This is a genomic window from Enterobacter sp. 725m/11, assembly GCF_011683705.1.
Classification (GTDB): Bacteria; Pseudomonadota; Gammaproteobacteria; order Enterobacterales; family Enterobacteriaceae; genus Enterobacter; species Enterobacter bugandensis.
The window spans coordinates 25,009-51,154 of record NZ_JAAQOK010000010.1; the positions used below are offsets into that span (position 1 = coordinate 25,009).

A 26,146-nucleotide genomic window follows, 5' to 3' on the forward strand; every position below is an offset into this window, starting at 1 on the left:
GATGGAAAAAGCGATGTTAACGTTCGACAAGGTCAATGCGCACTACGGCAAGATCCAGGCGCTGCACGACGTCAGCCTGCACATCAATCAGGGTGAAATCGTCACCCTGATTGGCGCCAACGGAGCGGGTAAAACCACGCTGCTCGGCACCCTGTGCGGCGACCCGCGCGCCACCAGCGGGCGGATTGTGTTCGATGGTAAAGACATTACCGACTGGCAGACCGCCAGAATCATGCGTGAGGCGGTGGCGATTGTCCCGGAAGGGCGTCGCGTCTTCTCGCGTATGACGGTGGAAGAGAACCTGGCGATGGGCGGGTTCTTCGCTCACCGCGATGAATACCAGACCCGCATCAAGTGGGTGTACGAACTCTTCCCGCGTCTGTGGGAGCGCCGCATTCAGCGTGCGGGCACCATGTCCGGCGGTGAACAGCAGATGCTGGCGATTGGCCGCGCGCTGATGAGCCAGCCGCGTCTGCTGCTTCTGGATGAACCGTCGCTCGGTCTGGCACCGATCATCATCCAGCAGATATTCGACACCATCGAGCAGCTGCGCAAAGAGGGGATGACCATCTTCCTCGTCGAGCAGAACGCCAACCAGGCGCTGAAGCTTGCTGACCGCGGCTACGTGCTGGAGAACGGCCGCGTGGTGCTGGAAGACACCGGCGACGCGCTGCTGGCGAACGAAGCGGTGCGGAGCGCTTACCTGGGCGGCTGAGCCGTCTGTATCGCCCGGTGGCGCTGCGCTTACCGGGCCTACAGGGATCGAGTAGGCCGGGTAAGGCGTAGCCGCCACCCGGCTTTTTCACATAAACCCCCTTCACACAACCATCATCCCCCTGACCCTTTACTGTCACTTATCTGTAAACAAACAGTTATTTTTCTGTCATTCGAGCATGTCATGTTACCTCGCGAGCATAAAACGCGTGATATCGCGCATCCGGCACAATAAGAGAGATGACAATGACATCGTTACGACACACAGCTTTGGGTCTGGCACTGGGTCTGGCTTTTGCGACGAACGCAATGGCTGTGACCACCATTCCGTTCTGGCATTCCATGGAAGGGGAGTTGGGTAAAGAAGTTGACTCCCTGGCGCAGCGTTTCAACGACACCCATCCGGATTACAAAATTGTGCCGGTGTACAAAGGTAACTACGAGCAGAGCCTGAGCGCGGGCATTGCCGCCTTCCGTACCGGCAACGCGCCTGCGCTGTTACAGGTGTATGAAGTGGGCACCGCCACCATGATGGCCTCCAAAGCCATCAAGCCGGTGTATGAAGTGTTCAAAGAGGCGGGTATCAACTTCGATGAATCCCGGTTCGTGCCGACCGTAGCGGGTTACTATACCGATTCCAAAACCGGTCACCTGCTGTCCCAGCCGTTTAACAGCTCCACGCCGGTGCTGTACTACAACAAAGACGCCTTCAAAAAAGCCGGTTTAGATCCGGAGCAGCCGCCAAAAACCTGGCAGGACCTGGCCGAATACACCGCGAAGCTGAAAGCGGCGGGCATGAAGTGCGGCTACGCCAGCGGCTGGCAGGGCTGGATCCAGATTGAAAACTTCAGCGCCTGGCACGGCCTGCCGGTGGCGACCAAAAATAACGGCTTCGACGGCACCGATGCGGTACTCGAGTTCAACAAGCCGGAGCAGGTGAAGCACATTGCACTGCTTGCCGATCTGAACAAGAAGGGCGACTTCAGCTACTTCGGGCGTAAAGACGAATCCACCGAGAAGTTCTACAACGGCGACTGCGCCATTACCACCGCCTCGTCCGGCTCGCTGGCGGATATTCGTCACTACGCCAAATTTAACTACGGCGTGGGCATGATGCCGTACGACGCTGACGTGAAGGGCGCGCCGCAGAACGCCATCATCGGCGGGGCGAGCCTGTGGGTGATGCAGGGTAAAGACAAGGGCACCTATAAAGGCGTGGCCGAATTCCTCGACTTCCTGGCGAAGCCGGAAAACGCGGCCGAATGGCACCAGAAGACCGGCTACTTGCCGATCACCAAGGCCGCGTACGACCTGACCCGCGAGCAGGGCTTCTACAGCAAAAACCCGGGCGCGGATATCGCGACGCGTCAGATGCTGAACAAGCCGCCGCTGCCGTTCACCAAAGGCCTGCGTCTGGGCAACATGCCACAGATCCGCACCATCGTGGATGAAGAGCTGGAAAGCGTGTGGACCGGGAAGAAAACCCCGCAGCAGGCGCTGGACTCTGCGGTAGAGCGCGGCAATCAGCTGCTGCGCCGCTTTGAGCAGTCGACTAAATCGTAATTTGTGATTCGCCCGGTGGCGCTGCGCTTACCGGGCCTACGATGTGCCCCATCCAGGCCGGGTAAGGCGTAGCCGCCACCCGGCATTGTTCAGGAACCCAATCTCCATGTCCTCATCCCGTCCGGTGTTTCGCTCCCGCTGGCTGCCGTACCTGTTGGTCGCGCCTCAGCTGGTCATCACCGTTATCTTCTTTATCTGGCCTGCGGGCGAAGCGCTGTGGTACTCGGTACAAAGCGTCGATCCGTTCGGGCTCTCCAGCCAGTTCGTCGGGCTGGACAACTTTACCGCGCTATTCCATGACAGCTACTACCTGGACTCCTTCTGGACGACGATCAGGTTCAGCGCGCTGGTGACCGTCAGCGGCCTTGTTGCCTCGCTGTTTTTCGCCGCGCTGGTGGACTACGTGGTGCGCGGCAGCCGCCTGTATCAGACCCTGATGCTGCTGCCTTACGCCGTGGCCCCCGCCGTTGCCGCTGTGCTGTGGATCTTCCTGTTTAACCCCGGACGCGGGCTGATTACTCACTTCCTGGCAGAGTTCGGCTACGACTGGAACCACGCCCAGAACAGCGGTCAGGCGATGTTCCTGGTGGTGTTCGCCTCGGTGTGGAAGCAGATCAGCTATAACTTCCTGTTCTTCTTTGCCGCGCTGCAGTCCATCCCGCGCTCGCTGGTGGAGGCCGCCGCGATTGACGGCGCAGGGCCGATTCGTCGCTTCTTCAGGCTGTCCCTGCCGCTGATCGCCCCGGTGAGCTTCTTCCTGCTGGTGGTTAACCTCGTCTACGCCTTCTTCGACACCTTCCCGGTGATCGACGCGGCCACCGCAGGCGGCCCGGTGCAGGCGACCACCACGCTGATTTACAAAATCTACCGCGAAGGTTTTGCGGGGCTGGATCTCTCTGCTTCTGCCGCCCAGTCCGTCGTGCTGATGTTCCTCGTCATCATCCTCACGGTGGTGCAGTTCCGCTATGTTGAAAGTAAGGTGCGCTACCAATGATTGAGAACCGTCGCGGGCTGACGATTTTCAGCCATACCATGCTGATTTTAGGGATTATCGTCATCCTGTTCCCGCTGTACGTGGCCTTTGTCGCCGCCACGCTGGACACCAAAGCGGTGTTCGACACGCCGATGACGCTGATCCCGGGCGGGCATCTTTTCGAGAACATGAAAACCATCTGGACCCAGGGCGTGGGCGCCAATAGCGCGCCGTTCTGGCTGATGATGCTCAACAGCTTCATCATGGCGTTCGGCATTACGGTGGGCAAAATTACGGTGTCGATGCTCTCGGCCTTCGCCATCGTCTGGTTTCGCTTTCCGCTGCGTAACCTGTTCTTCTGGATGATTTTCATCACCCTGATGCTGCCGGTGGAGGTGCGTATCTTCCCGACGGTGGAGGTGATTGCCAGCCTGAAGATGCTGGACAGCTACGCGGGCTTAACCCTGCCGCTGATGGCCTCGGCGACCGCCACCTTCCTGTTCCGCCAGTTCTTTATGACCCTGCCGGACGAGCTGATTGAGGCCGCGCGCATCGACGGTGCCTCCCCGATGCGCTTCTTCCGCGACATCGTGCTGCCGCTGTCGAAAACCAACCTTGCGGCGCTGTTTGTGATCACCTTTATCTACGGCTGGAACCAGTACCTGTGGCCGCTGCTGATTATTCAGGACGTCAACCTCGGCACCGCCGTGGCGGGCATCAAAGGCATGATTGCCACCGGTGAAGGCACCACCCTCTGGAACCAGGTGATGGCGGCGATGCTGCTCACCCTAATCCCACCCGTAGTCATTGTTTTAGCCATGCAGCGCGCGTTTGTCCGCGGCCTGGTCGATAGCGAGAAATAAGATGGCAGGTTTAAAACTTCAGGCAGTTACCAAAAGCTGGGACGGTAAAACCCAGGTCATTCAGCCGCTGACGCTCGACGTGGCGGACGGCGAATTTATCGTGATGGTCGGCCCATCCGGCTGCGGGAAGTCCACGCTGCTGCGCATGGTGGCGGGGCTGGAGCGCGTGACCTCGGGGGACATCTGGATTGACCGCCAGCGCGTCACCGAGATGGAGCCGAAAGACAGGGGCATCGCGATGGTGTTCCAGAACTACGCCCTCTATCCGCACATGAGCGTGGAGGAGAACATGGCCTGGGGGCTGAAAATTCGCGGCATGGGCAAAGGCCATATCGAGGAGCGCGTGAAAGAAGCCGCCCGCATTCTGGAACTCGACGGCCTGCTGAAGCGCCGCCCGCGCGAGCTTTCCGGCGGCCAGCGCCAGCGCGTGGCAATGGGGCGCGCCATCGTGCGTGACCCGGCGGTATTCCTGTTCGACGAGCCGCTGTCTAACCTCGACGCCAAGCTGCGCGTACAGATGCGCCTTGAGCTGCAGCAGCTGCACCGTCGTCTGAAAACCACGTCACTGTACGTGACTCACGATCAGGTCGAAGCCATGACTCTCGCCCAGCGCGTGATGGTAATGAACAAAGGCGTTGCCGAGCAGATTGGCACCCCGGTGGAAGTGTACGAAAAACCGGCCACCCGCTTTGTGGCGAGCTTTATCGGCAGCCCGGCGATGAACCTGCTGGAAGGGCGCATCAGCAACGCGGGCACCCACTTTGAACTGGAAAGCGGGATGGCGTTGCCGATCAACTGGTACTATCGTGGCTACGCCGGGCGTAAGATGACGCTCGGTATCCGCCCTGAGCATATTGGTTTAACCTCTCAGGCGGACGGCGGCGTGCCGCTGGTGATGGACACGCTGGAGATGTTGGGTGCAGATAACCTGGCGCACGGGCGCTGGGGCGAGCAAAAAATGGTGGTGCGCCTGGCGCATCAGGAGCGCCCGAAAGCGGGCAGCACGCTGTGGCTCCACCTGCCGGAAAACCATCTGCACCTTTTTGACGGTGAAACAGGACAACGAGTATGAGCAACTGGCCTTACCCCCACGTCGTCGCCCACCGTGGCGGCGGTAAGCTGGCCCCGGAAAACACCCTGGCGGCGATCGATGTCGGCGCGCGCTACGGCCACACGATGATCGAGTTCGACGCCAAGCTGTCGAAGGACGGCGAAATTTTCCTGCTGCATGACGACAATCTTGAACGCACCAGCAACGGCTGGGGCGTGGCGGGTGAACTGCCGTGGCGCGATCTGCTGAAGGTGGACGCCGGAAGCTGGTACAGCGGCGAGTTCAAAGGCGAACCGCTGCCCCTGCTGGCGGAAGTGGCCGATCGCTGTCGGCAGCACGGCATGATGGCGAACATCGAAATCAAACCGACCACCGGCACCGGGCCGCTGACGGGCAAAGTAATTGCCCTTGCCGCGCGCGAGCTGTGGGAAGGCATGACCGCGCCGCTGCTGTCGTCGTTTGACACCGACGCGCTGGAGGCCGCACAGGCAGCTGTACCTGAGCTGCCGCGCGGGCTGCTGCTGGACGAGTGGCGTGAGGACTGGCGTGAACTGACGGGCCGCTTAGGCTGCGTCTCTATCCATCTGAACCACAAGCTGCTGGATGAGGCGCGGGTGAAAATGCTGAAAGACGCGGGTCTGCATATTCTGGTCTACACCGTTAACAAACCCCAGCGCGCAGCCGAGCTGCTGCGCTGGGGCGTGGACAGTATCTGTACCGATGCGATTGACCAGATCGGCCCGAAATTTATTTATTGAGCATACTGCCGTTCTGCTGGATCGGCAGCATATGCTGCTGACCGCTGCTTTGCGACATCCCGCCCCCTAACATCCCGCCGTTTTTATTTGGCAGCGGCTGCTCGCGCACCTGTCCCTGCTGCACGCGCTGGGTGTTGGCGTTCATCTGGTTTTGCAGGCTCTGCTGCTGCATTTGGGTCTGCGTTCTCAGCTGCTGATTGAGCATCCCTTTCTGCTGCTGTTGCTGGCTCATCATCTCGGTCTGCATGCGCTGCTGGCTCGGGATAACGTAACCCTGCTGGTTCGGGTTATTCATGGTGTTGAGTGGCTGTGCGAGCGCGGCAAACGGGATCAGCGCCGCAATAATCATCAAGCGTTTCATTGTCATTTCCTCCTCTTGAGGCCTCTCTTAAGTTTACCCTGATTTCACCATGACGATGATTTTTTAGGAGTTGTGAACCAGGCTTAAGCGGGGAATATGGATCCCTTCACCTGGAGAACAATAATGATGAAACCAACCTTTTTGCGCTGGGTCGCCATCGCCGCGCTGATGGCAGGCGGTACTTTTAGCGTGGCGGCCAACCCGCCCGCGGCGCCTCCGGTCTCTTACGGCGTGGAGGAAGATGTTTTTCATCCCGTGCGGGCAACCCACGGCATGGTGGCCTCGGTTGACGCGCTGGCGACCCAAGTGGGCGTCGATATTCTCAAGCAGGGCGGTAACGCGGTGGATGCAGCGGTCGCGGTCGGCTATGCGCTGGCGGTAACGCATCCTCAGGCGGGGAATCTGGGCGGCGGCGGTTTTATGATGCTGCGCACCAAAGACGGCAAAACCACGGCCATCGATTTCCGTGAAATGGCGCCTTCTCAGGCGTCTCGGGACATGTTCCTCGACGACCAGGGGAACCCGGACAGCAAAAAATCCCTGACCTCGCATCTCGCGTCCGGCACGCCGGGCACCGTTGCGGGCTTCTCGCTGGCGCTTGAAAAATACGGCACGATGCCGCTGAACAAGGTGGTGCAGCCTGCCATCAGGCTGGCGCGGGAGGGATTTGTGGTCAATGACGCCCTGGCGGACGACCTCAAGACCTACGGCAGTGAAGTCATTCCCAATCACGAAAACAGCAAGGCGATTTTCTGGAAGGACGGCGAGCCGCTGAAGAAGGGCGATAAGCTGGTGCAGAAGAATCTCGCCAAAAGCCTGGAGCTGATTGCGGAGCACGGCCCGGACGCGTTCTACAAAGGGGCGATTGCCGACCAGATTGCGGAAGAGATGCAGAAGAACGGGGGGCTTATCACCAAAGCGGACCTGGCGGAATACAGGGCGGTGGAGCGCGAGCCGATTAGCGGCACCTACCGCGGCTACGAGGTGTTCTCCATGCCGCCGCCGTCCTCCGGGGGCATTCACATCGTGCAGATCCTCAATATTCTTGAAAACTTTGATATGCACAAGTTCGGCTTCGGCAGCGCGGATGCCATGCAGGTGATGGCGGAGGCGGAAAAACGCGCCTACGCCGACCGCTCGGAATATCTCGGCGATCCGGACTTCGTGAAGGTGCCGTGGCAGGCGCTGACCAACAAGGCGTATGCAAAATCCATTGCCGATCAGATCGACATCAACAAGGCTAAGCCGTCGAGCGAGATCCGCCCCGGCAAGCTGGCACCGTATGAAAGCAACCAGACGACGCACTTCTCGGTGGTGGATAAAGACGGCAATGCGGTGGCGGTGACCTACACGCTCAACACTACCTTTGGTACCGGGATTGTAGCGGGTAACAGCGGCATTCTGCTGAACAACGAGATGGATGACTTCTCCGCCAAGCCGGGCGTGCCGAACGTTTACGGGCTGGTCGGCGGCGATGCGAATGCGGTGGGGCCGAAGAAGCGTCCGCTGTCGTCCATGTCGCCAACCATCGTGGTGAAAGACGGGAAAACCTGGCTGGTGACCGGCAGCCCTGGCGGGAGCCGCATCATAACTACCGTGCTACAGATGGTGGTGAACAGCATCGACTTTGGCATGAACGTCGCCGAGGCGACCAATGCGCCGCGTTTCCATCATCAGTGGCTGCCGGACGAGCTGCGCGTGGAGAAGGGCTTTAGCCCGGACACCATCAAGCTTCTGGAGCAGCGCGGACAGAAGGTTGCGGTGAAAGAGGCGATGGGCAGCACCCAGAGCATTATGGTGGGGCCAGACGGCGCGCTGTTTGGCGCGTCGGATCCGCGTTCGGTGGATGATTTGACGGCGGGGTATTGATTATTCCCCTCACTCTAACCCTCTCCCCATAGGGGAGAGGGGAGTGTGTCACTTCATTCTCGCCATGAAGTACGCGTCCACATATTCGCCGTTGCGCAGGGCGTAGCGCTTGCCGGTGCCTTCAATTTCGAACCCGTGCTTTTTGTACACCGCGATTGCCGGTTCGTTATCAACAAATACCGTTAACTCAATGCGATCGACGCGCAGCCAGTTGTCGCACATATCAATCATGGTTCGCATCAGCGCGCTGGCAACGCCCCGATTTTGCCATTGCGCACCCACACAAATACCGAAATCGGCAACGTGGCTGCGACGCGGGCGTTGTGCGACGGCAATGCACAGGTGCCCGGCGACGGTCCCGTCGATACAAGCCACCAGCTGTTTAATGCCGGGCTGATCGGTTAGCCGGTCATGCCACATCTGCTCTGAGGGATGAGGAACCTGTAGCGTGTTGTGGTACACCTCCGGCTGGGCGTGGATCTGACGAATGGCATCGTAATCTCTCGGTTCAGCGTGGCGTATCACTATCTCACTCATTCCTTGTTCCTCAGTCGGTTAAAAGTCCCCTCCAACATCAATGACTTTAAAATTTGAGTCAACCGCTATTTTTTGCAAAAAGTATTGGACAAGTGCGAATGAGAATGATTATTATTGCTTTGCATTCAGGAGGACCCCTACGGGAACCTGAAAGCACGACATTGCTCACATTGCTTCCAGTATTACTTTAGCCAGCTTCTCGCTGGCTTTTTTTTTGTTATGGTTAAACTCAGTAACCTTCTAAAAGGACTGAGCCATGACACTACATTGCGCATTTATTGGATTTGGCAAAAGCACCACGCGTTACCACCTTCCGTATGTCCTCCACCGTAAAGACACCTGGCATGTGGCCCATATTTACCGCCGCCGCGCGAAGCCGGAAGAGCAATCCCCGCAGTATTCCCACATTCACTTCACCAGCGATCTCGATGAAGTATTGAATGACCCGCAGGTAAAGCTGGTGGTTGTCTGCACCCATGCCGACAGCCATTTTGACTATGCGAAATGCGCGCTCGAAGCGGGCAAGAACGTGCTGGTGGAAAAGCCGTTCACCCCGACCATTGCCGAAGCGAAAGCGCTGTTTACGCTGGCGAAAAGCAAAGGGCTAACCGTTACCCCGTATCAGAACCGTCGCTTTGACAGCTGTTTCCTGACGGCGAAAAAGGCGATTGAGAGCGGCAAGCTTGGCGACATTGTGGAAATCGAAAGCCACTTCGATTACTACCGCCCGGTGGCGGAAACCCAGCCCGGCCTGCCGCAGGACGGCTCGTTCTATGGTCTGGGCGTGCACACCATGGACCAGATCATCTCCCTGTTTGGCCGCCCGGACCACGTGGCTTACGACATCCGCAGCCTGCGCAATAAAGCCAACCCGGACGATACCTTCGAGGCGCAGCTGTTCTACGGCGACCTTAAGGCTACCGTTAAAACCAGTCATCTGGTGAAAATCGACTACCCGAAATTTATCGTTCACGGTACCAAAGGTTCGTTCATTAAGTACGGCATTGACCAGCAGGAGACCAGCCTGAAGGCCAACATCATGCCGGGCGAACCGGGCTTTGCGGCGGACGATTCCGTAGGCGTGCTGGAGTACGTGAACGACGAGGGGGTGACGGTCAAAGAAGAGCTGAAACCGGAAACCGGCGACTATGGCCGCGTCTACGATGCGCTGTATGAAACCCTCACCAACGGCGCGCCGAATTACGTCAAGGAATCTGACGTTCTGACCAACCTTGAAATCCTTGAACGGGCCTTCGAGCAGGCTTCTCCTGCCACGGTAACCCTCGCGAAATAAGCAAAAACGGCTCCTCTGGGCTTGTTCATAATTTTTGAACAGAGGAGTCAATTTTCACCCTCTATGATCCCCGACCGTTTGAGTCCACACTTACTCCATCGAAACGAACTGAGGGTGAAAACAATGATCTACTTACGCAAAGCAAACGAACGCGGTCACGCAAATCATGGCTGGCTGGACTCATGGCATTCATTCTCGTTTGCCGACTACTACGACCCGAACTTCATGGGCTTCTCCGCGCTGCGCGTGATTAACGACGACGTGATTGATGCAGGCCAGGGCTTCGGTACCCACCCGCACAAAGACATGGAAATCCTGACCTATGTGCTGGAAGGGGCGGTTGAGCACCAGGACAGCATGGGCAACAAAGAGCAGGTGCCGGCGGGCGAGTTCCAGATTATGAGCGCGGGTACCGGGGTGCGTCACTCTGAGTACAACCCGAGCAAAACGGAAAAACTGCACCTGTATCAAATCTGGATCATTCCAGAAGAGACCGGCATCACGCCACGCTACGAGCAGCGCCGCTTCGACGCGAAACAGGGCAAACAGCTGGTGCTGTCCCCGGACGCGCGTGAAGGTTCCCTGAAAGTGCATCAGGATATGGAACTGTACCGCTGGGCGCTGGCGAAAGACGAACAGTCCGTGCACCAGATTGCCGCCAACCGCCGCGTCTGGATCCAGGTGGTGAAAGGGGAAGTGTCTATCAACGGCACCAAAGCCACCACCGCCGATGGTCTGGCCGTCTGGGATGAGCAGGCGCTCTCCGTGCACGCCGACAGCGAAAGCGAAATCCTGCTGTTTGACCTGCCTCCGGTCTAAATAATTTCTCAACCTTCCCTTTAAACGGGGAAGGTTGAGCTTTGTCCGTGATAAACTGAGCAAATCTCTCACTTCAAGATTTCTCAGGACGATGAAAAAGAAACGCCCCGTACTTCAGGATGTCGCCGATCGCGTCGGTGTGACCAAAATGACGGTCAGCCGTTTTTTACGTAACCCGGAACAGGTTTCCGTGGCGTTGCGTGGCAAGATTGCCGCCGCCCTTGATGAACTGGGTTATATCCCCAACCGCGCACCCGATATTCTCTCCAATGCGACCAGCCGTGCGGTGGGCGTTCTGCTTCCTTCTCTGACCAACCAGGTTTTCGCTGAAGTTCTGCGCGGCATTGAAAGCGTCACCGATGCTTTTGGCTACCAGACCATGCTTGCTCACTATGGGTACAAGCCGGAACTGGAAGAGGAACGTCTTGAATCAATGCTTTCCTGGAACATTGACGGCCTGATTTTAACCGAACGTACCCACACTGCCCGCACGCTCAAAATGATTGAAGTCGCCGGTATTCCGGTGGTGGAGCTCATGGACAGCCAGTCGCCATGCCTCGACATCGCCGTTGGGTTCGATAACTTTGAAGCGGCTCGTCAGATGACAGCGGCGATCATCGCCCGCGGTCATCGTCATATTGCCTATCTGGGTGCGCGTCTTGATGAACGTACTATCATCAAACAGAAGGGATACGAGCAGGCGATGCTCGACGCAAATTTAACCCCGTACAGCGTGATGGTGGAGCAGTCCTCATCTTACACCTCGGGTATTGAGCTGATGCGTCAGGCACGACGCGAGTATCCGCAACTGGACGGTATTTTCTGTACCAACGATGACCTTGCGGTCGGTGCTGCGTTCGAATGCCAGCGTCTGGGGTTGAAGATCCCTGAGGATATGGCGATTGCCGGCTTCCACGGCCACGATATTGGTCAGGTGATGGAGCCGCGTCTGGCGAGCGTTCTGACACCGCGTGAACGCATGGGCCGCATTGGCGCAGAACGCCTGCTGGCGCGCATTCGTGGAGAGACGGTTACCCCTAAAATGTTAGATTTAGGTTTCACCTTGTCACCGGGTGGATCTATTTGAACTGACAAATTTGAAGTAGCTCACACTTATTCACTTCGCGCACGTTTGGATATTGCTTCTCTTTTGCCCCAGCAGGACAATGTTACCGATAACTGTTACCCGTAACAATTGACTGAGGGACACCCTTTGAGCACGACTAATCACGATCACCACGTTTACGTCCTGATGGGCGTGTCCGGTAGCGGTAAATCTGCCGTGGCGAGCGAAGTGGCGCATCAACTTCAGGCTGCGTTTCTTGATGGTGACTTCCTCCATCCGCGCAGCAACATCATGAAAATGGCCTCCGGCGAACCGCTGAACGATGACGACCGCAAACCGTGGTTGCAGGCGCTGAATGACGCCGCGTTCGCGATGCAGCGCACCAACAAAGTTTCCCTGATCGTCTGTTCCGCGCTGAAAAAAACCTACCGCGACCTGCTGCGCGACGGCAATCCGAACCTCTCGTTCATCTACCTGAAAGGCGATTTCGGGGTGATTGAAAGCCGTCTGAAAGCGCGTAAAGGCCACTTCTTTAAAACCCAGATGCTGGTGACGCAGTTCGAAGCGCTTCAGGAGCCGGGTGAAGATGAAAAAGACGTCTTAGTGGTTGATATCGATCAGCCGCTGGAAGGTGTTGTAGCCAGCACCATCGAGGTCATTAACAAAAGGCAGTAAGTTTTGAGTACATTAACGCTAGTTTTGACAGCAGTGGGTTCGGTATTGCTGCTGCTGTTTTTAGTGATGAAGGCGCGTATGCACGCCTTCGTTGCTTTGATGGTGGTTTCTATTGGTGCAGGTCTCTTTTCCGGTATGCCGCTCGACAAGATCGCCGCGACGATGGAAAAAGGGATGGGAGGCACGCTGGGCTTCCTGGCGATTGTGGTCGCGCTGGGCGCGATGTTTGGCAAGATTCTGCATGAGACGGGCGCGGTCGACCAGATTGCCGTCAAAATGCTCAAATCCTTCGGGCACAGCCGCGCGCATTACGCGATTGGCCTGGCCGGTCTGATTTGCGCACTGCCGCTGTTCTTTGAAGTGGCGGTGGTGCTGCTCATCAGCGTCGCCTTCTCCATGGCGCGCCATACCGGCACTAACCTCGTGAAGCTGGTCATTCCGCTGTTTGCGGGCGTGGCGGCGGCTGCGGCGTTTCTGCTGCCAGGGCCGGCGCCGATGCTGCTGGCCTCCCAGATGCACGCCGATTTTGGCTGGATGATCCTGATTGGCCTGTGTGCGGCCATCCCGGGGATGATTATTGCCGGGCCGCTGTGGGGCAACTTCATCAGCCGCTACGTCGAGTTGCACATCCCGGACGACATCTCCGAGCCGCACCTGGGCGAAGGCAAAATGCCGTCCTTCGGCTTTAGTCTTTCTTTGATCCTGCTCCCGCTGGTGCTGGTGGGCCTGAAAACCATCGCCGCGCGCTTTGTGCCGGTCGGTTCTGCCGCGTACGAATGGTTTGAGTTCATCGGTCACCCGTTCACGGCGATTCTGGTGGCGTGTCTGGTGGCGATTTACGGCCTGGCGATGCGCCAGGGAATGCCAAAAGACCGCGTGATGGAGATCTGTGGTGCGGCGTTGCAGCCTGCGGGTATTATCCTGCTGGTGATCGGTGCCGGCGGCGTGTTCAAGCAGGTGCTGGTGGATTCCGGCGTGGGCCCGGCTCTGGGTGAAGCACTGACCGGAATGGGCCTGCCGATTGCGGTAACCTGCTTCGTGCTGGCTGCGGCGGTGCGTATCATTCAGGGTTCCGCCACCGTGGCGTGTTTAACCGCCGTGGGTCTGGTGATGCCGGTGATTGAACAGCTGAACTACTCCGGTGCCCAGATGGCCGCGCTGTCTATCTGCATCGCGGGCGGTTCGATTGTCGTCTCGCACGTTAACGACGCCGGCTTCTGGCTGTTCGGCAAGTTTACCGGTGCGACCGAAGCGCAAACCCTGAAAACCTGGACGCTGATGGAAACCATCCTCGGCACCACCGGGGCCATTGTCGGGATGATTGCCTTTACGCTGCTGAGTTGAATGCGGTGATTTAACAAGGCTCAAAACTAAGGCCCGGTAGCGTTAGCGCTTACCGGGCCTTTTTTATTATCCAGGGCATCAGGCCGGGCCATAACCCGGCATTGTGTTACTCGCCCTGCGTCGCGCTCTCAATCGTCAAGCGCACATCCGACGTAATCAGTTCAGCCAGCATCTGGTAAACCTTCAGCGTCTCTTCCGGCTCGGCATCGCCCGTATCGCTGATGAAGCCTTCGTCACGCAGCGTCAGCACCAGCGAGCTGAATACCGCCTTGTCGAAGAATTCCGGGGCGTTAATGCCGTGCAGAACGGACAGCCGCTGCGCCAGCGTCCGGCTCTCTTTCTCCAGCGTGCCGCGGTTGATGGACGGGTTCGCGCTCAGCAGCCAGAACGTAATGGCGTAGCGCTGCAGCGTTTCGCGCGCACCGGCCGCCAGCAGTTGCAGGGTACGGGAGCGTGACGGATTGATGTGCAGCTCGTCGTTCGCAACGGTGATCAGCCCCTGACGGCGCAGCTCTTCCGTCAGTTTATCCAGCTCAACGGCCAGCTCTTCCTTGCTCCAGCGCAGGAATAGCTCCGCTTTAAGCATCGGGTAGAGCGTCTCAACGTGGCGCAACAGCTCCTGACGTGTAATACGGCGATGCTGGGTGATAATGGCCGCCATGAGCGATGGAAGCATCAGCATATGAGCGATGTTGTTGCGGTAGTACGTCATCAGTACAGCCTGCTCGCGCGGCAGAATGATGATATCGCCGATCGTATCTTTTTCGACTTCGAACTTGTTCATCTGCAGCGCGTGATCGATAAGCTCGCTGGCGGTAGCAGAAGGAGCTGTCGAATCAACCGAGTATGGCACGTTGCGCATCATGTCCAGATAGCAGTCCAGCTGCTCCGTGAGCTGTTCACGGGTCAGGGAACGCTGACGTGAAGCCAGCAGCGCCGTACAGCACAGGTTCATCGCATTGGCCGCACCGGCGTTGTTAATGCGCACCATCAGCTCGGACGCGATACCGTTCACCGTTGGCGTCAGCCAGGCCGGACGCACCGCTTCGATAGGATCGATAGACTCGCGCCAATCCGGAACATGATGGTTCAGATACGTCATCAGCGGCATCGGCTCGCCAAAGTTTACGTAGCCCTGACCCAGGTTGCGTAACTTGCTCAGGCCGCGCAGCATCTGCGGCAGGCTCTCTTTCTCTTTGGTCGCACCGCGCAGCTCTTTCGCGTAGGTGCCCACTTCCATCACGTGCTCATAGCCAATGTAAATTGGCACGAGCGTGATTGGACGCGTACCGCCGCGCAGCATCGCCTGAATGGTCATCGACAGCGTGCCGGTCTTCGGATCGAGCAGACGACCGGTACGGGAGCGCCCGCCCTCCACGAAGTACTCTACGGAGTAGCCACGGCTGAACAACTCGCCGAGATACTCGCGGAACACGGTGGAGTAGAGCTTGTTGCCCTTGAAGGTACGACGAATAAAGAACGCACCCAGGCGGCGGAAAATCGGGCCTGCTGGCCAGAAGTTCAGGTTAATACCGGCGGCAATGTGCGGCGGTACCAGTCCCTGGTGATAGAGCACGTAGGAGAGAAGCAGGTAGTCCATGTGGCTGCGGTGGCAGGGGACATAGACAATCTCATGACCATCGTGCGCCAGCTGACGAACACGCTCAGCGTTATGCACGTTGATGCCCTGATACAGGCGGTTCCAGGTAAAGCCGAGAATACGATCGGACAGGCGAATCATCTCGTAGGAGAAGTTCGCTGCGATCTCTTCCATCAGCGCAATGGCGTTCTGCTGGGCTTTCTCATGGGAAATTTTCTTGCTGCGCGCTTCGTCTTCAACGGCGCGGGCGATCGCTTTGGAGGCCAGCAGCTTGTTGAACAGGTCCTGACGCGCCGGAAGACGTGGCCCTACGGCCGCCAGGCGCTGACGGGCGAAGTGCATACGTGCCACGCGCGCCAGTTTTTGCGCGATGATCTTGTCAGTGCCGTGCTCGTCCGCCATTCGGCGAAGGGAGACGGAAGGGGAGAAGCGCACAAAGCTGTCGCGTCCCAGCCAGGAGACCGCGAAGAATTTCTGGATGCCGTTAAGCATGCGCAGCGGCGGGTTCTCTTCGCCTTTTTCGCGGCCCGGACGGCGACCAAACATCACCGATACCGGCACCATCTGCACATCCAGGTCAGGATTGCTGCGGTGCAGGTCGAGATAGTCGTGGAACAGCTTGATGGACTCTTCTTTCGGTGTGTAATAGGTAAACACGCGCGGCCCGCCGTGAATGAACACGTAGCGCGGCAGCAAAGTACCGTCAACTTCCAGTGGTTCAAGCGGATCGGGTAAATCATGCGCCAGACACTGGGCACGGAGCGTTAGCAGGTCTGCCTTAGAGTTATAAGGCAAAACGTACATAATAGGGCGCGACGTATCGAGCCCCAGTTCCAGCGCGGGTTCTGCTGGGATAGACTTGCTTTTTACCAGTATGCTTAATGGTAAATTAAGTAATTTGTAGTAAATTCGTGGCCAGCCGGACATAAACGATGTAAAGCCTCTGGTTAATAATGCAATTGCGGCGCAAGGATAACAGAAAGCGCGCAAAATTTCTGTTGTTACCCGTCATACTTCAGGCGGCAGCGAAACGCGCTGCAGCTCCTGTTACTGACGCTCTTTTTTAAAAAAGGTTCTTTTAATGGCCAATAATACCACTGGGTTGACGCGTATCATCAAAGCCGCCGGCTATTCATGGAAAGGTTTCCGTGCCGCGTGGGTCAATGAAGCTGCTTTTCGCCAGGAAGGTGTCGCCGCTATCGTCGCGGTTATCATCGCCTGTTTCCTTGATGTAGATGCCATTACCCGCGTGCTTCTCATCGGTTCCGTACTTCTGGTGATGATAGTGGAAATTCTCAATAGCGCTATTGAGGCCGTGGTCGACCGGATCGGCTCTGATTTTCACGAGCTCTCTGGCCGCGCGAAAGATATGGGCTCCGCCGCTGTCCTGCTGGCGATTATCACCGCAGCCATTACCTGGGTCACGCTGCTTTGGTCACATTTCCGATGATGCTCGAGGAATAATTAAGTCCCTGGTTTTTTGTGCAGTTTTTGGTTCCAAAATCGCCTTTGACTGTATATACTCACAGCATAACTGTATATACACCCAGGGGGCGGAATGAAAGCATTAACGACCAGGCAGCAAGAGGTGTTTGATCTCATTCGGGATCATATCGGCCAGACGGGTATGCCACCCACGCGTGCGGAAATCGCACAGCGTCTGGGTTTCCGTTCTCCGAATGCTGCCGAGGAACACCTGAAAGCGCTGGCGCGTAAGGGTGTGATTGAGATTGTGTCAGGCGCGTCGCGTGGTATCCGCCTGCTGGTGGAAGAAGAGACGGGCATTCCGCTGATAGGCCGCGTTGCCGCAGGTGAACCGCTGCTGGCACAACAGCATATAGAAGGTCACTACCAGGTCGATCCTGGTATGTTCAAGCCGAGCGCTGATTTTCTGCTGCGCGTTAGCGGGATGTCGATGAAAGACATCGGCATTCTTGATGGCGACCTTCTGGCCGTTCACAAAACGCAGGATGTGCGAAACGGCCAGGTGGTGGTTGCGCGCATTGATGACGAAGTGACCGTTAAGCGCCTGAAAAAACAGGGTAACACTGTTCAGCTGTTGCCCGAAAACAACGAGTTCACCCCGATTGTGGTCGACCTCCGCGAACAGAGCTTCTCTATTGAAGGTCTGGCTGTTGGCGTGATTCGTAACGGCGAATGGCTGTAATCTCTTCCTGACAGGCTACGCTTCCGCTGTAGCCTGCTTCATTTACCCTTCCCGGTATCTCTCATGTCACTGCTGACGGCATCTGATAAGGCATTGTGGCGTCTTGCCCTGCCGATGATTTTCTCCAATATCACCGTGCCCTTGCTGGGTCTGGTCGATACGGCCGTTATTGGTCATCTCGATTCCCCTGTTTATCTTGGCGGCGTGGCGATTGGCGCGACGGCAACCAGCTTTCTGTTTATGCTGCTGCTCTTTTTGCGTATGAGCACCACCGGGCTCACCGCACAGGCGTATGGTGCGAAAGATCCGTTACGTCTGGCGCGTGCGCTGGTGCAGCCGCTGATCCTGGCGCTTGGCGCGGGGGTACTCATTGTTTTACTGCGCACGCCCCTGATAGACCTTGCGCTCCATGTTGTTGGTGGCAGCGAGGCGGTACTGGAGCAGGCGCGTCGCTTCCTGGAAATCCGCTGGCTCAGCGCGCCCGCTTCGCTGGCAAACCTGGTTCTGCTGGGTTGGTTACTGGGTGTGCAATACGCCCGTGCGCCAGTGATTTTGCTGGTCGTGGGAAACCTTCTCAACATTGTGCTCGATCTCTGGCTGGTGATGGGCCTGCATATGGACGTGCGCGGGGCGGCACTGGCAACGGCGATTGCCGAATACGGAACCTTACTCATTGGGCTGTGGATGGTCTGGCGCGTGCTGGCCCTGCGCGGGATATCCCTCGTAATGCTGAAAACCGCATGGCGCGGCAATATCCGTAAACTGCTGGCGCTCAACCGTGACATCATGCTGCGCTCGCTTCTGCTACAACTCTGTTTTGGCGCATTGACGGTTTTTGGTGCCCGTCTTGGGCCTGAGATCGTCGCGGTGAATGCGGTCCTGATGACATTGCTGACGTTTACCGCCTACGCGCTGGACGGCTTCGCCTACGCCGTTGAGTCGCATTCCGGGCAGGCGTACGGCGCTCGGGAAAGTGGGCAGCTTAGGGATGTCTGGCGGGCAGCCTGTCGACAAGCGGGACTGGTCGCGCTGGCGTTTGCACTGATTTATGCCTGTTTTGGCCGTGACATTATTGCATTACTAACTTCGATCCCGGCTTTACGCGAGCTGGCGAGCCACTATCTCATCTGGCATGTCGTCTTACCGGTGGTCGGCGTCTGGTGTTATCTGCTGGACGGCATGTTTATCGGTGCGACGCGCGGAGCGGAAATGCGCAACAGTATGGCGGTTGCGGCGGCGGGGTTTGGTTTGACGCTGCTGACGCTTCCGTGGCTGGGGAATCACGGTTTGTGGCTGGCGCTTGCGGTCTTTCTCTCGCTGCGCGGCCTCTCGCTTGCCTTTATCTGGCATCGCCACTGGCAAAATAATACCTGGCTTCCTTCCCGTCACGATATATCGTGACGGTTAAAGATTCCGAATATGAAATCAACCGCCGAATCCTTAGCTACAATTATTATCACGTCCAGCAGAAAAGAACGTAACGGACGTTACGACCCGACGCTTAACTAAGAGGACACGATGATGAATAAAGACGAAATCGGCGGCAACTGGAAGCAGTTCAAAGGTAAAGCGAAAGAACAGTGGGGTAAGCTGACTGATGACGATATGACCGTCATTGAAGGCAAGCGCGATCAGCTTGTCGGTAAAATTCAGGAACGTTACGGCTACGCGAAAGATCAGGCGGAAAACGAAGTCAAAGACTGGGAAACCCGTAACGACTACCGCTGGTAGCGCTGAATAACCCACAGAGGCGGCTTAAGAGCCGCCTTTCTTTTGCTGCTGACGCGGCTTTTTCTTTATCAGAATTGAGTGGTCGTGCTGACACGCATCCTGATGTCGACAGGCTTCCACCTCAACGCATGCAGAACACAGCCCGTGCGCTTCAATCACGTTATGACGCAGGGCAAAACCCATTTTTGCCGCCAGCGTGTGCATAATGTCCTCTACGCCTTCCGCTCCCTCTTCTTTCACTACGCCGCAACGATCGCAGATAAACATGGCCGATGTATGCGTTGGCTGATCGAAAAGATGGCACAGGACATAGCTGTTTGTGGATTCGACTTTATGCACAAACCCTTGTTCCAGCAGGAAATCCAGCGCGCGATACACCGTGGGCGGTTTAGCCTGCGGCTCGCTTTCGCGGAGCAGGTCGAGCAGATCGTAGGCGCTGATCGCCCCCTGTTGCAGGCTCATCAGGCGCAAGACTTCAAGGCGCTGCGGGGTCAGGCGCACATTGCGTTGCGCGCACAGCTTTTCGGCCTGCGCTAACAGCTCTTTTGTGGACTTATCCATTTAGCACCTCGGATGTTCTGGGAGATAAAACCCTCACTTTATCATGTTCTGGCAAAAACACCGATATCCGCCAGGCTGTGCTATACCTGACGCATCGCAAACCGGGAATGTAACAATGAAAAAACCAGACTGTATCAAGCACTGGCGCGACGTAGAAGGGGCAGATGACGCCACCTACCCCGACAGTAACGAGCTTTTTTCCATCGGATCGCCGCTGGCGCGCAGCCTGGGCCTCAGGCGTATAGGCATTCATCATGAACGTTTACCGCCGGGGCGTCGGACGTCCTATCCCCATGCGGAAAGTGACGAAGAAGAGTTTATCTACGTGCTTGAGGGCTATCCTGAAGCCTGGATTAATGGTTATTTGTGGAAACTCGAACCCGGAGACAGCGTGGGCTTTCCCGCCGGAACGGGGGTGTGCCACACCTTTATCAACAACACAGAGGAAGAGGTTCGGCTACTGGTGGTGGGGGAGGCCAACAAGAAGCACAACCGCATCTACTATCCGTTCAATCCGGTTTATGCCGCCACGCGGGAAGATCGCTGGGTAGACCATCCGCCACAGTTTTTTGGGCCGCACGATGGAAAACCTGGGAAAAAATAATTTCCTCTTCTATAAATATTGAGGGCCGTCACAAATTACAACAGGCCGTAAGGAAGTTTTACTTAGGGAATGAATTAGCGGGTCTTTTTATCTTTATTCACAGCAATAGTTCGCGCCTGTTTGGGGGATAACAGACAGGGGTTATTTCATAACAGACTATAAGACGGGCATACTGTGAAAAAACATTTTAAATTTTCGGTGGTTAGCATCGCTGTCTCCTTGTTTATGGCAAATCAGGCGGGAGCAGCCAATACCTGGACAGAATCACGTAGTGACGCGATGGGGGGCACCGGCGTTGCTTCGGGCAATTATGGTAGCGGGGCGTTAATTAACCCCGCGCTGCTGGCAAAGGCAAAACCGGACGATGACGTGACGGTCATTTTGCCGTCCGTTGGGGTGCAGGTAACGGATGAGGACAATCTTCAGGATGAAATTGATACCATCAACGATAAAATCAATCACTATAAGGATGTGGTTGATAATCTTACGCCAATCGAGGTTATTACTAATCCGTTAGGCTCCATCAACCAGTTCCAGGGCGCGGCCAAAGATCTGGCCGATGAGCTGGACTATCTCAAGGGCAAAACCGCTCGCGCGACGGCAGGAGCAGGCCTTGCCGTGAGTATCCCTAACGATGTGCTTTCCGTGGCCTTTATGGCGAAAGGGTACGCCCATGGCCGGGTAAGTTCGTCTATCGACCAGCAGGATATTGATTATCTGCGCGGTATTCAAAGAAGCAATCTGGTGGCTGCCGGCGTTGCCCTGGACGCTGCGCTGAATGGCACGGACCAGATCACTAAAAACCTCAACTCAACGGCGTCCGGTCGGGCGGCGATTATCTCCGACTACGGTATTGCCGTTGCCCGCCAGTTTGACCTTGGCGGCGTTCCGGTTTCCGTGGGCGTGACGCCAAAACTGCAAAAAAGCTGGATCTATAACTACACCACCTCGATCTACGATTACGACAGTAATAAGTGGAACGATAGCCGCTACCGTACAGACGATACCGGCTTTAACGTCGATGCCGGTATTGCCGCTGATTTTGGCGAAAACTGGACGGTCGGCGTGAGCGGGCAAAACCTGATGTCGCGCGATATCGACACCAAAGATATCCGCATCCGCAACGGGCGTACGGGGGAAGTGGTGAGCTATAAAGACACCTACCAGATCCGTCCGCTGGTGACCGCGGGCGCTGCCTGGCACAACGATCTGGTGACCCTGACCGCCGATGGCGATCTGACCGAAACCAAAGGCTTTAAGAGCGAAGATACGTCGCAGTATGTTGGGGTCGGTGCTGAAGTGACTCCGCTGAGCTGGCTGGCGGTGCGTGCCGGTTATCGTGCGGATATGAAAGGGAACGACAGCAACGTCTTTACCGGCGGTGTCGGTTTCGCGCCGTTCAATACCGTTCATGTTGACCTGATGGGTCTGTATGGCGAGGACGAAACCTGGGGCGCAGGAGCTCAGCTGAGCATGACGTTCTAAAGTACACCGGAGGCGCTGCGCCTCCGGCTTTTCTTTGTGCTATAGTAGCGCCCCTTTTCCACCAGATGCTTAAAACTTCGCCATGTCGTCAGAACACCAGACCGCTTTTCCTGCACACCGTTTCTCTATTGCGCCAATGCTCGACTGGACGGACAGACACTGCCGCTATTTCCTGCGCCAGCTCTCCCGCCATACGCTGCTGTACACCGAAATGGTGACCACGGGCGCAATTATTCACGGTAAGGGCGACTACCTGGCATACAGTGAAGAAGAGCATCCGGTTGCGCTGCAGCTGGGGGGCAGCGATCCGGTCGCGCTGGCCCAGTGTGCAAAGCTGGCGGAAGAACGCGGCTACGACGAGATCAACCTGAACGTCGGCTGCCCTTCCGACCGCGTGCAAAACGGCATGTTCGGCGCCTGTCTGATGGGCAACGCACAGCTGGTGGCGGACTGCATTAAAGCGATGCGCGATGTGGTCTCCATTCCGGTGACGGTCAAAACCCGTATCGGCATCGACGACCAGGACAGCTACGAATTCCTGTGCGATTTCATCAATACGGTGTCAGGGAAAGGCGAGTGTGAGATGTTTATCATCCACGCCCGCAAAGCCTGGCTTTCAGGCCTTAGCCCGAAAGAGAACCGTGAGATCCCGCCGCTGGACTACCCGCGCGTGTACCAGCTGAAACGTGATTTCCCGCACCTGACGATGTCAATCAACGGCGGTATTACGTCGCTGGAAGAGGCGAAAGCGCACCTTGAGCATATGGATGGCGTGATGGTTGGGCGCGAGGCGTATCAAAATCCGGGCATTCTGGCGACGGTCGATCGCGAAATCTTTGGCGTTGCAGGCGCAGACACCGATCCGGTTACCGTCGTGCGTGCCATGTACCCTTACATTGAGCGCGAGTTGAGCAATGGCACCTATCTTGGCCACATCACCCGCCATATGCTTGGCCTGTTCCAGGGTATTCCGGGCGCGCGCCAGTGGCGTCGCTACCTCAGTGAGAACGCGCATAAAGCCGGTGCCGATATTGAGGTGCTGGAGCATGCGCTGCGGCTGGTGGCGGATAAGCGATAATTTCGCTAAAAGATCGTCAAATTCACCACGCCCTGCGGATCCTAGCGGGGCGTTTTTCTTTAAGAACAATATGTTAGCTTTGGCATGATTCTTGTAATGATTGCAGCATCATTCGGGAACTCGTGGGAGAGCACCATGCTTGAACTACTTTTTGTGATTGGCTTTTTTGTCATGCTGATGGTCACGGGCGTGTCGCTGCTCGGCATTCTGGCCGCGCTCGTTGTGGCTACGGTAGTTATGTTTATCGGTGGATTATTTGCCCTGACGATCAAACTGCTGCCGTGGCTGCTGCTGGCTATCGCCGTGGTGTGGGTAATACGGGCGATTAAAGCGCCAAAACTGCCGACTTATCAGCGCAATAACCGCTTCCGTTACTAAGGTATTGAGGGGTTCGTCACATACTTGTAACTTTTCCGGCAGCATGGCTTAGAACAGAATAGGATTTACTTATCGAATCTGTCACTATGGCTGCCGCTACAGAATTCATCGAGCTGTACCCTACATACAGCCGAACTAAAAAAAGAAAGGGCTTCCCACGGGAAGCCCAATTTCTTTTTGGGGGTCAGGGAATTAGCAAACTTGAACCCTGCGTCGCCCGGCTTTCCAGCACCTCATGCGCGCGCTGCGCATCGGTTAGCGGGTATTTCTGCGCATCCGCCACATCCACCTTAATCACGCCGCTGGCTATTAGCGAGAACAGCTCGTTGCTGGCTTCCTCCAGTTCTTCCCGGTTGGTGATGTAACCCTGCAAAGAAGGGCGCGTCACGTACAGCGACCCTTTCTGATTCAGAATGCCGAGATTGACGCCGGTGACAGCGCCTGAGGCGTTACCAAAGCTCACCATCAGCCCGCGACGCTGCAGGCAGTCCAGCGACGCTTCCCAGGTGTCTTTCCCCACCGAGTCATACACGACGCGTACTTTTTTGCCGCCGGTGATCTCTTTTAGCCGCTCGACGATGCTCTCTTCCCGATAGTTGATCACCTGCCACGCGCCCGCGTCCAGCGCACGCTGGGCTTTTTGCGCACTGCCTGTGGTGCCGATCAGCTTCGCGCCTAAGGCTTTCGCCCACTGGCAGGCAATCAGCCCCACGCCACCGGCGGCAGCATGAAACAGGAACTGCTCATCGGGCTTAATTTCGTAGGTTTTGCGCAGCAGGTAATAGACCGTCAGCCCTTTCAGGAAGGAGGCCGCCGCCTGCTCAAAGGAGATGGCGTTAGGCAGCAGGGCGGCTTTATCCGCCGGGACGTTGTGGATGGAGCTGTAAGCGCCCAGGGCAGACTGTGCATACACCACACGATCGCCTTCTTTAATGTGCTTAACCGCACTGCCCACTTTGCTGACGATGCCGGCCGCTTCAGTGCCCAGGCCGCTCGGCATTGACGGAGGCGGGTAGAGCCCGCCGCGAATATAGGTATCAATGTAGTTAATGCCGATGGCTTTGTTTTCAACCTGAATTTCGTTCTCGCCAGGCGCAGCGGGGGTAAACTCCACCGCTTTCAGCACTTCAGGACCGCCGTGTTTCTGGAACTCAATGCGCGTTGCCATGCTCCCTCCGTAAGAAAAATATGGTAATCTTTCGACCCACTCTTTATCTCGGTAACTCCATTCACTATGGCAGGAAACAAACCCTTCAACAAACAGACTGAACCTCGCGAGCGTGATTTCCAGGTCGCAGGGTTAAAAGTCCCGCCGCACTCGATTGAAGCGGAACAGTCGGTGTTGGGCGGTTTAATGCTGGATAACGAACGCTGGGACGACGTCGCCGAGCGTGTAGTGTCTGAAGATTTCTACACCCGTCCGCACCGCCATATCTTTACCGAAATGGCGCGCCTGCAGGAGTCCGGCAGCCCGATTGACCTGATCACGCTCGCGGAATCGCTGGAGCGTCAGGGGCAGCTGGACAGCGTCGGCGGCTTTGCCTACCTGGCAGAGCTGTCAAAAAACACGCCAAGTGCGGCGAACATCAGCGCTTACGCCGACATCGTGCGCGAACGTGCCGTCGTCCGCGAGATGATCTCGGTAGCGAACGAAATCGCCGAAGCCGGATTCGACCCGCAGGGCCGCACCAGCGAAGACCTGCTCGACCTTGCTGAGTCCCGCGTCTTTAAAATCGCCGAAAGCCGTGCCAACAAAGATGAAGGCCCGAAAAACATCGCCGACGTGCTCGACGCCACCGTTGCGCGTATAGAGCAGCTTTTCCAGCAGCCGCACGACGGCGTGACCGGGGTGAACACAGGCTATGACGATCTGAACAAAAAAACTGCCGGTTTACAGCCGTCGGATTTAATTATCGTCGCGGCGCGTCCGTCGATGGGTAAAACGACATTTGCGATGAACCTCGTCGAAAACGCGGCGATGTTGCAGGATAAGCCGGTGCTTATTTTCAGTCTCGAGATGCCCTCGGAGCAGATTATGATGCGTTCTCTGGCATCCCTGTCGCGCGTGGATCAGACCCGCATCCGTACCGGCCAGCTCGACGACGAGGACTGGGCGCGCATCTCCGGCACCATGGGCATTCTGCTGGAAAAACGGAACATCTACATCGATGACTCCTCCGGCCTTACGCCGACGGAAGTGCGCTCCCGCGCGCGCCGCATCGCCCGTGAACACGGCGGCATCGGCCTTATCATGATCGACTACCTTCAGCTGATGCGCGTCCCGTCGCTCTCCGACAACCGTACGCTGGAAATTGCAGAGATTTCCCGCTCGCTCAAGGCGTTAGCTAAAGAGCTGCACGTGCCGGTAGTGGCGCTGTCGCAGCTTAACCGCTCCCTGGAACAGCGTGCAGACAAACGCCCGGTCAACTCCGACCTGCGTGAATCCGGCTCCATTGAGCAGGATGCCGACTTAATCATGTTCATATACCGTGATGAGGTCTATCACGAGAACAGCGACCTGAAAGGGATCGCCGAAATTATTATTGGTAAGCAACGTAACGGCCCCATCGGTACGGTACGTCTGACCTTTAACGGACAGTGGTCGCGTTTCGACAACTATGCCGGTCCTCAATATGATGATGAGTAATTTCTAAG

General features: G+C 56.9%; 26 protein-coding genes and 1 pseudogene. 22 read left to right on the plus strand and 5 right to left on the minus strand.

Annotated features, from left to right (window positions below; all coding sequences use genetic code 11):
- Window position 1 precedes the first annotated feature (1 nt).
- From livF to ugpQ, 6 genes are all read left to right on the plus strand, one after another.
- Window positions 2-715, plus strand: a complete 714-nt coding sequence (gene livF / locus HBA26_RS06025; RefSeq protein ID WP_008500102.1) for a high-affinity branched-chain amino acid ABC transporter ATP-binding protein LivF — start codon at window positions 2-4, stop codon at window positions 713-715.
- 245 nt (window positions 716-960) lie between these two features.
- Window positions 961-2,277 (plus strand): sn-glycerol-3-phosphate ABC transporter substrate-binding protein UgpB, encoded by a 1,317-nt coding sequence (ugpB, locus tag HBA26_RS06030; RefSeq protein WP_041911554.1) that lies wholly within the window; start codon window positions 961-963, stop codon window positions 2,275-2,277.
- Between the two features lie 106 nt (window positions 2,278-2,383).
- Complete coding sequence (ugpA, locus tag HBA26_RS06035) at window positions 2,384-3,271, plus strand: sn-glycerol-3-phosphate ABC transporter permease UgpA (protein ID WP_047366851.1); 888 nt, start codon at window positions 2,384-2,386, stop codon at window positions 3,269-3,271.
- On the plus strand, window positions 3,268-4,113 hold the full coding sequence (gene ugpE, locus HBA26_RS06040) for a sn-glycerol-3-phosphate ABC transporter permease UgpE (RefSeq protein ID WP_166720823.1): 846 nt from the start codon (window positions 3,268-3,270) through the stop codon (window positions 4,111-4,113). Before ugpA ends, ugpE begins: the two co-directional genes overlap by 4 nt.
- 1 nt (window position 4,114) lies before the next feature.
- A complete protein-coding gene (locus HBA26_RS06045; RefSeq protein WP_063155550.1) occupies window positions 4,115-5,185 on the plus strand; it encodes a sn-glycerol-3-phosphate import ATP-binding protein UgpC in 1,071 nt (356 codons plus the stop codon).
- Window positions 5,182-5,922, plus strand: a complete 741-nt coding sequence (ugpQ, locus tag HBA26_RS06050; RefSeq protein ID WP_047366853.1) for a glycerophosphodiester phosphodiesterase — start codon at window positions 5,182-5,184, stop codon at window positions 5,920-5,922. The genes HBA26_RS06045 and ugpQ overlap by 4 nt, the downstream gene beginning before the upstream one ends.
- Here ugpQ and HBA26_RS06055 read toward each other — a convergent pair.
- A complete protein-coding gene (locus HBA26_RS06055; protein ID WP_126346025.1) occupies window positions 5,912-6,283 on the minus strand; it encodes a DUF2756 family protein in 372 nt (123 codons plus the stop codon). The two genes, ugpQ and HBA26_RS06055, sit on opposite strands and share 11 nt — an antisense overlap.
- Before the next feature lie 123 nt (window positions 6,284-6,406).
- On the opposite strand from HBA26_RS06055, the gene ggt reads away from it, so the two are divergent.
- Window positions 6,407-8,152, plus strand: a complete 1,746-nt coding sequence (ggt, locus tag HBA26_RS06060; protein ID WP_072252101.1) for a gamma-glutamyltransferase — start codon at window positions 6,407-6,409, stop codon at window positions 8,150-8,152.
- A gap of 48 nt (window positions 8,153-8,200) precedes the next feature.
- Here the strand turns inward: ggt and yhhY are convergent, their stop codons facing one another.
- Entirely contained in the window at window positions 8,201-8,689 is a 489-nt protein-coding gene (gene yhhY, locus HBA26_RS06065; protein WP_028015158.1) for an N-acetyltransferase, read from the minus strand.
- 256 nt (window positions 8,690-8,945) lie between these two features.
- Here yhhY and HBA26_RS06070 point away from each other — a divergent pair, with 256 nt between their 5' ends.
- From HBA26_RS06070 to gntU, 5 genes are all read left to right on the plus strand, one after another.
- Window positions 8,946-9,983 (plus strand): oxidoreductase, encoded by a 1,038-nt coding sequence (locus HBA26_RS06070; RefSeq protein WP_126346024.1) that lies wholly within the window; start codon window positions 8,946-8,948, stop codon window positions 9,981-9,983.
- Between the two features lie 123 nt (window positions 9,984-10,106).
- Window positions 10,107-10,802, plus strand: coding sequence for a pirin family protein (locus HBA26_RS06075; RefSeq protein WP_003861565.1), 696 nt, complete (start codon window positions 10,107-10,109; stop codon window positions 10,800-10,802).
- A 91-nt stretch (window positions 10,803-10,893) separates the two neighbouring features.
- Window positions 10,894-11,889: a gluconate operon transcriptional repressor GntR gene (gene gntR / locus HBA26_RS06080; protein WP_014882133.1), complete on the plus strand. Its 996-nt coding sequence runs from the start codon at window positions 10,894-10,896 to the stop codon at window positions 11,887-11,889.
- Window positions 11,890-12,015: 126 nt separating this feature from the next.
- Window positions 12,016-12,543: a gluconokinase gene (gene gntK, locus HBA26_RS06085; protein ID WP_045260947.1), complete on the plus strand. Its 528-nt coding sequence runs from the start codon at window positions 12,016-12,018 to the stop codon at window positions 12,541-12,543.
- 3 nt (window positions 12,544-12,546) lie between these two features.
- Entirely contained in the window at window positions 12,547-13,887 is a 1,341-nt protein-coding gene (gene gntU, locus HBA26_RS06090; RefSeq protein ID WP_126346023.1) for a gluconate transporter, read from the plus strand.
- A 106-nt stretch (window positions 13,888-13,993) separates the two neighbouring features.
- On the opposite strand, the gene plsB is transcribed toward gntU, so the two are convergent.
- Entirely contained in the window at window positions 13,994-16,414 is a 2,421-nt protein-coding gene (gene plsB, locus HBA26_RS06095) for a glycerol-3-phosphate 1-O-acyltransferase PlsB (RefSeq protein WP_126327281.1), read from the minus strand.
- A gap of 154 nt (window positions 16,415-16,568) precedes the next feature.
- On the opposite strand from plsB, the gene HBA26_RS06100 reads away from it, so the two are divergent.
- The 5 genes and pseudogenes from HBA26_RS06100 (at window position 16,569) to HBA26_RS06115 (ending at window position 19,385) form a co-directional block, all read left to right on the plus strand.
- Window positions 16,569-16,937 (plus strand): diacylglycerol kinase, encoded by a 369-nt coding sequence (locus HBA26_RS06100; protein WP_014830281.1) that lies wholly within the window; start codon window positions 16,569-16,571, stop codon window positions 16,935-16,937.
- Window positions 16,938-17,045: 108 nt separating this feature from the next.
- Window positions 17,046-17,654, plus strand: a complete 609-nt coding sequence (lexA, locus tag HBA26_RS06105) for a transcriptional repressor LexA (protein WP_028015162.1) — start codon at window positions 17,046-17,048, stop codon at window positions 17,652-17,654.
- A 63-nt stretch (window positions 17,655-17,717) separates the two neighbouring features.
- On the plus strand, window positions 17,718-19,055 hold the full coding sequence (dinF, locus tag HBA26_RS06110) for an MATE family efflux transporter DinF (RefSeq protein WP_028015163.1): 1,338 nt from the start codon (window positions 17,718-17,720) through the stop codon (window positions 19,053-19,055).
- Window positions 19,052-19,126: pseudogene (locus HBA26_RS23090) on the plus strand (hypothetical protein); the annotation flags it as partial. The gene dinF and the pseudogene HBA26_RS23090, both read left to right, overlap by 4 nt.
- Window positions 19,127-19,175: 49 nt before the next feature.
- Entirely contained in the window at window positions 19,176-19,385 is a 210-nt protein-coding gene (locus HBA26_RS06115) for a CsbD family protein (protein WP_014882139.1), read from the plus strand.
- 24 nt (window positions 19,386-19,409) lie between these two features.
- On the opposite strand, the gene zur is transcribed toward HBA26_RS06115, so the two are convergent.
- On the minus strand, window positions 19,410-19,946 hold the full coding sequence (zur, locus tag HBA26_RS06120) for a zinc uptake transcriptional repressor Zur (RefSeq protein WP_126346022.1): 537 nt from the start codon (window positions 19,944-19,946) through the stop codon (window positions 19,410-19,412).
- Window positions 19,947-20,061: 115 nt separating this feature from the next.
- Between zur and HBA26_RS06125 the strand changes: the two genes are divergently transcribed.
- The 4 genes from HBA26_RS06125 to pspG all read left to right on the plus strand — a co-directional run bounded on the left by HBA26_RS06125 (window position 20,062) and on the right by pspG (window position 23,491).
- Entirely contained in the window at window positions 20,062-20,550 is a 489-nt protein-coding gene (locus HBA26_RS06125) for a cupin domain-containing protein (protein ID WP_126346021.1), read from the plus strand.
- A gap of 174 nt (window positions 20,551-20,724) precedes the next feature.
- Complete coding sequence (gene traF / locus HBA26_RS06130; RefSeq protein ID WP_041911541.1) at window positions 20,725-22,035, plus strand: conjugal transfer protein TraF; 1,311 nt, start codon at window positions 20,725-20,727, stop codon at window positions 22,033-22,035.
- Window positions 22,036-22,117: 82 nt separating this feature from the next.
- Window positions 22,118-23,113 carry a tRNA dihydrouridine(20/20a) synthase DusA gene (dusA, locus tag HBA26_RS06135; protein WP_048959355.1) on the plus strand — a complete coding sequence of 332 codons (996 nt, stop codon included), beginning with the start codon at window positions 22,118-22,120 and terminating at the stop codon, window positions 23,111-23,113.
- 135 nt (window positions 23,114-23,248) lie between these two features.
- A complete protein-coding gene (gene pspG, locus HBA26_RS06140) occupies window positions 23,249-23,491 on the plus strand; it encodes an envelope stress response protein PspG (protein ID WP_028015168.1) in 243 nt (80 codons plus the stop codon).
- Window positions 23,492-23,675: 184 nt separating this feature from the next.
- On the opposite strand, the gene HBA26_RS06145 is transcribed toward pspG, so the two are convergent.
- A complete protein-coding gene (locus tag HBA26_RS06145; RefSeq protein ID WP_049137647.1) occupies window positions 23,676-24,659 on the minus strand; it encodes a quinone oxidoreductase in 984 nt (327 codons plus the stop codon).
- A 66-nt stretch (window positions 24,660-24,725) separates the two neighbouring features.
- On the opposite strand from HBA26_RS06145, the gene dnaB reads away from it, so the two are divergent.
- Window positions 24,726-26,138 (plus strand): replicative DNA helicase, encoded by a 1,413-nt coding sequence (gene dnaB / locus HBA26_RS06150; RefSeq protein ID WP_008503375.1) that lies wholly within the window; start codon window positions 24,726-24,728, stop codon window positions 26,136-26,138.
- Window positions 26,139-26,146 lie beyond the last annotated feature (8 nt).